Annotated in this window: 4 protein-coding genes and 1 pseudogene; 4 read left to right on the top strand and 1 reads right to left on the bottom strand. The window is 70.3% G+C overall.

All coding sequences use genetic code 11. The features are described from left to right. From VN520_RS10940 to VN520_RS10950, 3 genes and pseudogenes are all read left to right on the top strand, one after another. Nucleotides 1-302: pseudogene (locus VN520_RS10940) on the top strand (mechanosensitive ion channel family protein); the annotation flags it as partial. 128 nt (nt 303-430) lie between these two features. Continuing rightward, nucleotides 431-2,653, top strand: a complete 2,223-nt coding sequence (locus VN520_RS10945; protein WP_325746680.1) for an NADP-dependent isocitrate dehydrogenase — start codon at nt 431-433, stop codon at nt 2,651-2,653. 334 nt (nt 2,654-2,987) lie between these two features. Next, on the top strand, nt 2,988-4,391 hold the full coding sequence (locus tag VN520_RS10950; RefSeq protein WP_414719821.1) for a diaminopimelate decarboxylase: 1,404 nt from the start codon (nt 2,988-2,990) through the stop codon (nt 4,389-4,391). 55 nt (nt 4,392-4,446) lie between these two features. Here the strand turns inward: VN520_RS10950 and VN520_RS10955 are convergent, their stop codons facing one another. After that, nucleotides 4,447-5,511 (bottom strand): biotin/lipoate A/B protein ligase family protein, encoded by a 1,065-nt coding sequence (locus tag VN520_RS10955; protein WP_325746681.1) that lies wholly within the window; start codon nt 5,509-5,511, stop codon nt 4,447-4,449. Between the two features lie 491 nt (nt 5,512-6,002). Between VN520_RS10955 and VN520_RS10960 the strand changes: the two genes are divergently transcribed. Next, the gene (locus tag VN520_RS10960) at nt 6,003-6,269 is read left to right on the top strand and encodes a hypothetical protein (protein ID WP_325746682.1); all 267 of its coding nucleotides are present in this window, start codon (nt 6,003-6,005) and stop codon (nt 6,267-6,269) included. Nucleotides 6,270-6,426 lie beyond the last annotated feature (157 nt).

The raw sequence follows: 6,426 nt of genomic DNA on the forward strand, positions 1-6,426 counted from the left end.
TGACGACCGAGGTGGTCGCCGAGGTGATGACCGAGATCGCCGGCGCGGTGCCCGACCACGAGCCGGCGGTGCGGTTCCACACGTTCGGCGACTCGCGGATCGGCTTCACCGTGATCCTGGGGGTCGGCGAGTTCAGCGACCAGTACCGGATCAAGCACGAGTTCATCAAGCGCCTCCACCGGCGCTACCGCGACGAGGGCATCCGCATCCCGGCGCCCGCCCGGACGGTGGCGCTCCAGCAGGGGGCCGTGGTGTTCCCGCAGCAGCGCACGGGCGACGAGGACACCGTCCCCCTGAGCTGATCGGCCATACGTTCGACCGGGTCGCGCGCCCGATTGGCCACAATCTCCGCGCGACCCCTGTCGAGTCCTGGTCGATCACGAGATATCTTGATGTCGAGCAATGTTGCAGACGTGGAGCGGAGCACCCGGTGACTGACTCGACCATCATCTATACGCACACCGACGAGGCCCCTGCCCTGGCGACGTACTCGTTCCTGCCTGTCATCGAGGCGTACGCCTCGACCGCGGGTGTCACGGTGGAGCGCCGCGACATCTCCCTGGCGGGGCGCATCATCGCCGGTTTCCCGGAGCGTCTCAAGGCCGAACAGCGTATCGATGACGCGCTCGCCGAGCTCGGCGAGCTGGCCAGGACTCCCGGCGCGAACATCATCAAGCTGCCCAACATCTCGGCCTCGATCCCGCAGCTGAAGGCCGCGATCGCAGAGCTCCAGGAGCAGGGTTACGCACTTCCGGACTACCCGGACGACCCGCAGACCGACGAGGACAAGGACGTCCGCGCGCGGTACGACAAGGTCAAGGGCAGTGCGGTGAACCCCGTCCTGCGTGAGGGCAACTCCGACCGCCGCGCCCCCGCGTCGGTCAAGAACTACGCCCAGGCGCACCCGCACCGCATGGGCGCCTGGACCGCCGACTCGAAGACCAACGTCGCCACCATGGGCGTCGACGACTTCCGCTCGACGGAGAAGTCGGTCGTCATCTCCGAGGCCGGCTCGCTGCGCATCGAGCTCGCGGGCGACGACGGCACCACCACGGTGCTGCGCGAGTCCGTCCCCGTCCTCGCGGGTGAGGTCGTGGACGCGGCCGTCATGCGGGTCGCCGCACTGCGCGAGTTCTTCACCGCCCAGGTCGCGCGCGCCAAGGCCGAGGGCGTGCTGTTCTCCGTACACCTGAAGGCCACGATGATGAAGGTCTCCGACCCGATCATCTTCGGTCACGTGGTCCGCGCCTTCTTCCCGAACACCTTCGCCAAGTACGGTGACGCGCTCGCGGCGGCCGGACTCACCCCGAACGACGGCCTCGGCGGCATCCTCAAGGGCCTCGACTCCCTGCCGGACGTCGGCGCCGAGATCAAGGCGTCCTTCGAGGCCGAGCTCGCCGAGGGCCCCGCCCTGGCGATGGTCGACTCCGACAGGGGCATCACCAACCTGCACGTGCCGAGCGATGTCATCGTCGACGCGTCCATGCCGGCCATGATCCGTACGTCCGGCCACATGTGGGGCCCGGACGGCAACGAGGCCGACACCCTCGCGGTCCTGCCCGACAGCAGCTACGCGGGCGTCTACCAGGTCGTCATCGACGACTGCCGCGCCAACGGCGCCTTCGACCCGGCGACGATGGGCTCGGTGCCCAACGTCGGTCTGATGGCGCAGAAGGCCGAGGAGTACGGCAGCCACGACAAGACCTTCGAGGTGCCCGCCACCGGCACGGTGCGGGTCCTCGACGGCAACGGTGACGTCGTGCTGGAGCAGGCCGTCGGCGCCGGTGACATCTTCCGGATGTGCCAGACCAAGGACCTCCCGATCCAGGACTGGGTCAAGCTCGCCGTCACCCGTGCCCGCGCGACCGGCAACCCGGCCGTGTTCTGGCTCGACGAGGACCGCGCGCACGACGCCAACCTCATCGCCAAGGTCAACACCTACCTGGCCGACCACGACACCGACGGCCTGGACATCTCCATCCGGACGCCGGAGGAGGCCACGGCCTTCTCCCTGGAGCGCATCCGCCGCGGCGAGGACACCATCTCGGTGACCGGCAACGTGCTCCGTGACTACCTCACCGACCTGTTCCCCATCCTGGAACTGGGCACCAGCGCGAAGATGCTCTCGGTCGTCCCGCTCATGAACGGCGGCGGGCTGTTCGAGACGGGCGCGGGCGGTTCCGCGCCCAAGCACGTCCAGCAGCTGGTCAAGGAGGACTACCTGCGCTGGGACAGCCTGGGTGAGTTCCTCGCCCTCGCGGTCAGCTTCGAGCACCTGGCCACCACCACGGGCAACGCGCGCGCCAAGGTGCTCGCCGACACCCTGGACCGGGCGACGGGCACCTTCCTCAACGAGGACAAGTCCCCGAGCCGCAAGCTCGGCGGCATCGACAACCGCGGCAGCCACTTCTACCTGGCGCTGTACTGGGCCCAGGAGCTGGCACAGCAGACCGACGACGCCGCGCTCGCCGAGGCGTTCGGGCCGCTCGCCAGGACGCTGTCCGAGCAGGAGCAGACCATCGTCGACGAGCTGGTCGCCGTCCAGGGCAAGCCGGCCGACATCGGTGGCTACTACCAGCCCGACCCGGCGAAGGCGGAGGCCGTGATGCGTCCGTCGGCCACCTTCAACAAGGCCATCGCGACCCTGGGCTGATCCCCGGGCCGTACACCGCACGCACGACCGCCCCGGCAGGCGCTCCGCCCGCCGGGGCGGTCGTGCGTGCGGGACGGCTCCTTCGGCCTTGTTCATAGCCTCGGAGCATGACGCCAGGCGCCACCGGGAGCGGCCGCAGGGCGCCCGTCCCGGCAGAGGACCTGACCGGGAGGATACGGGGGGTTTCCGGCCGGTATTCGTCCGGCCGGTCACCATGCCGGCGCTGCTTCGTCCCCGGTGACGAAGACGGGCGAGGGGTGCGGCGGCCATCCTGTCACCATCCCGCCACGCCGCTCCCGCATACGTGGCACGGTCCCACCGAAAGGTTCTCCCCGTGACATCTGCCGGCGACATCTCTCCAGGACCAACCGCCCTCCCGGCGCCCGCCGGCTCCGGTACCGCCTCCCTCACCTCCGCCCAGCGTGTCTCCGCCGTGCTGCGCCGGGCCGTCGCCACCGGGCTCCTCGGAGAGGAGCAGCAGGTCGCCGGATTCCTCGACACGGACGGGATCCGGGCCTCGGTCGCGAGTCTGCACACCGCCTTCGCCCACGCCCCGGAAGTCCTCCACACCTTCGCCGTCAAGGCGGCTTCCCTGGTACCCGTACTGCGGCTGCTCGCCGGGCTCGGCATGGGCTGCGAGGTGGCGAGTCCGGGAGAGCTGCGCATCGCGCTCGACGCCGGTGTCGAGCCCTCGCGGATCGTCCTCGACTCGCCCGCCAAGACCCGGCAGGAGATCGGCGAGGCCCTCGCCCTGGGCGTCGCGGTCAACGCCGACAACCTCGACGAACTGCGCCGCATCGACGCACTCCGTCCGGCGGGGAGCACATCGGTCGTCGGTCTGCGCGTCAACCCGCAGGTCGGCGGTGGTTCCATCGGGGCGATGAGCACCGCCACCGCGACGTCGAAGTTCGGCGTGGCGCTCCGCGATCCCGGTGCGCGCGAGCGTGTGGTGAGGGCCTTCGCCGACCGGCCGTGGCTGACCCGCCTCCACGCACACGTCGGCTCCCAGGGATGCCCGCTGGAACTCATCGCGGAGGGCGTCGCGGAGACGTACCGGCTGGCCGAGGAGATCAACCGCACGCTGGGCACCCGGCGGGTCACGAGCCTCGACATCGGCGGCGGACTCCCGGTCAACTTCGACGGCGACGAGACACGCCCCACCTTCGCCGCGTACGCCCGGGCGCTCGGCGCGGCCGTCCCGGACCTCTTCGACGGCCGTTACGCGCTGGTCACGGAGTTCGGCCGCTCGCTGCTCGCGAAGAACGGGTTCATCGGCGCCCGTGTGGAGTACGTCAAGGAGGCCGGCGGCCGGCGTATCGCTGTCACCCACGCGGGAGCGCAGACGGCCACACGCACCGTCCTGATGCCCGACGCGTGGCCGCTGTGGGTCGGCGCCTTCGACGCCGAGGGCGCCCCCCGGACCGGCGCCCCGCTGCGCCAGGACATCGCGGGCCCCTGCTGCTTCGCCGGCGACGTCGTCGCCCATGGCCGGGAACTCCCGGAGCTGGAGGAGGGCGACTTCGTCGTCCTGTACGACACCGGCGCCTATTACTTCTCGACGCCCTGGGCGTACAACAGCCTGCCGAGACCCGCCGTACACGGCTTCACGGCCGGACGGCCCGGCAGTGTGCGGCTGACGACGGTCCGGGCCGCCCAGACGCTCGACGAGATCGCCGCGGAGAGCGGCCTTGCCCACGTCGACGCGCTGATCTCCCTCGGCCGCCCGGCCGGGGGCTGAGAACTGGTGCCGTCAGGCCTGCCGGGGACCGGCTGTGCGGGAGGGGGCGGGCCACCTACGGGACCCGCGCGGTCCACTCCTCGGTGGCGAACTTCGTGCGTACGAGTTCCTCGGCCCGGGCCATCTCCTCCGCGGTGACCTCACCAGTGGTGAGCCCGTAGCGGTTGCGGAAGGAGGCGATCATGTTTTCGATGACCTGCTCCCGGGCGAGGCCGGTCTGGCGGCGGAGCGGGTCGACGCGCTTCTTGGCGCTCTTGGTGCCCTTGTCGGACATCTTCTCCTTGCCGATGCGGAGCACCTCGAGCATCTTGTCGGCGTCGATGTCGTAGGACATGGTCACGTGGTGCAGGACGGCCCCAGGACCGCCGTCAGGGCCGACGACACGCTTCTGGGCGGCGCCCGCGATCTTGCCGGCGTCGGTGGCGATGTCGTTGAGGGGCTGGTACCAGGCCTTGATTCCCATGTCGCCGAGCGCGCCCAGGACCCAGTCGTCGAGATATGCGTAACTGTCGGCGAACGAGAGACCCGACACCAGCGACTCCGGTACGGACAGGGAGTAGGTGATCGTGCTCATGGGCTCCACGAACATGGCTCCGCCACCGGAAATACGGCGTACCACGGTCATCCCGTGCGCCGCCGCCCCGACGGGGTCCACCTCGTTCCGCAGCGACTGGAAGCTGCCGATGACCACGGCGGGCGAAGCCCACTCCCAGACCCGCAGCGTGGGTGCCCGTCGCCCGGCGGCCACCTCGGCGGTGAGGACCTCGTCCAGTGCCATGTGCAGGGCCGGGGCCTGCGGTCCCGCGTGCACCAGCTGCCAGTCGAAGTCGCTCCACTCGGCCGCGTGGGCCAGGGCCCGCCGAACAGCGATGCCGACGCCCTCCGCGGTGAGTCCGAGCATGACGGTCGACTCGGGCAGGGCCGCCGTGATCCGGGCGGCCAGGCCCGCGGCATCCGTCGAAGAAGGAGCGCCCTCCAGCGCTCTGTCGACCGAGAGGATCGCCTCGTCGGGTTCCAGGAAGAAGTCCCCGGCGACCCGCACGTTGCGCAGGACGCCTCCCTCGACGTCCAGATCTACGACGACAAGCTTGCCGCCGGGCACCTTGTACTCGCCATGCACGGCTCTGTTCCCTTCCGGTGCGCGGCGTGGATCCTGAACCTGGTGCTCGGACATCCGGATAGACGCGCACATACTTCACATTGCACCTTAGTGCTCGCTCAGGACGAGTGGTTACGCGGCTCCGATGTCACCTCGACGTCCTCACCCGGCAGGTCCGCTCCTTCGTGACCCCGGCTTCTCGGCCCCCGAGCTCTGGTCGCTTCGCGCGGTGCGGCGGCGTCCGGCCACGCCGACAGGGCCCGGCTGTCTGCGCCGGAGGTCGAAGCCTGCGCGGGTGACAGCCGCGTCGCTGCGCGCGTGGCGCCTCGCGCGTCTCCGGCCGGACACCGGACCGCTGCCGCCGATGCCTTCCGTGGCCGGTCCGCGCATACTGTCCCTCGCATTCGTCCGAGCGACAAGTTGCTGTGTTGCCAAGGGATTTGGGGGCACTCGTAGGGCGGGACGGTCCATCCGGGGCCGGGTCTCAGGGCGATCGCTCGAAGGAGAGGCAGATGTCGACACAGTATGGCAACCGACCGACCGGGCAGCAGCCCCACGGTGCACCGCAGGGCACGGCGACCGGCAACGTGCTGAGCATCATCGCGATGGTGCTGGGTGTGATCTCGCTGCTCTTCCTGCCGATCGTCTTCGGTGTGGTCGGCCTGATCCTGGCCATCATCGCGAAGACCGTCCGGCACGAGCGGCTCGCGGTGCCCGCCCTCGTGGTCAGTGCTGTCGGCCTGGTCGGTGGGATGCTCCTCGGTGCTCTGCTGGCCTGATGCGCACGCACCACTGAGCCGGCGCCGGTGGTCACCGGCGGGTTGCGGCGCCGCACCGACCGGGTGCGGCGCCGCAACCCGCCGCACCGCTGCCGTCGGATCGTGTGCTGCGGGACCTGTCCTGCGGTTTTCGTGGACTTCGGGCCGGTGAGACCGA

Source organism: Streptomyces sp. (assembly GCF_035563135.1).
Lineage (GTDB): Bacteria > Actinomycetota > Actinomycetes > Streptomycetales > Streptomycetaceae > Streptomyces.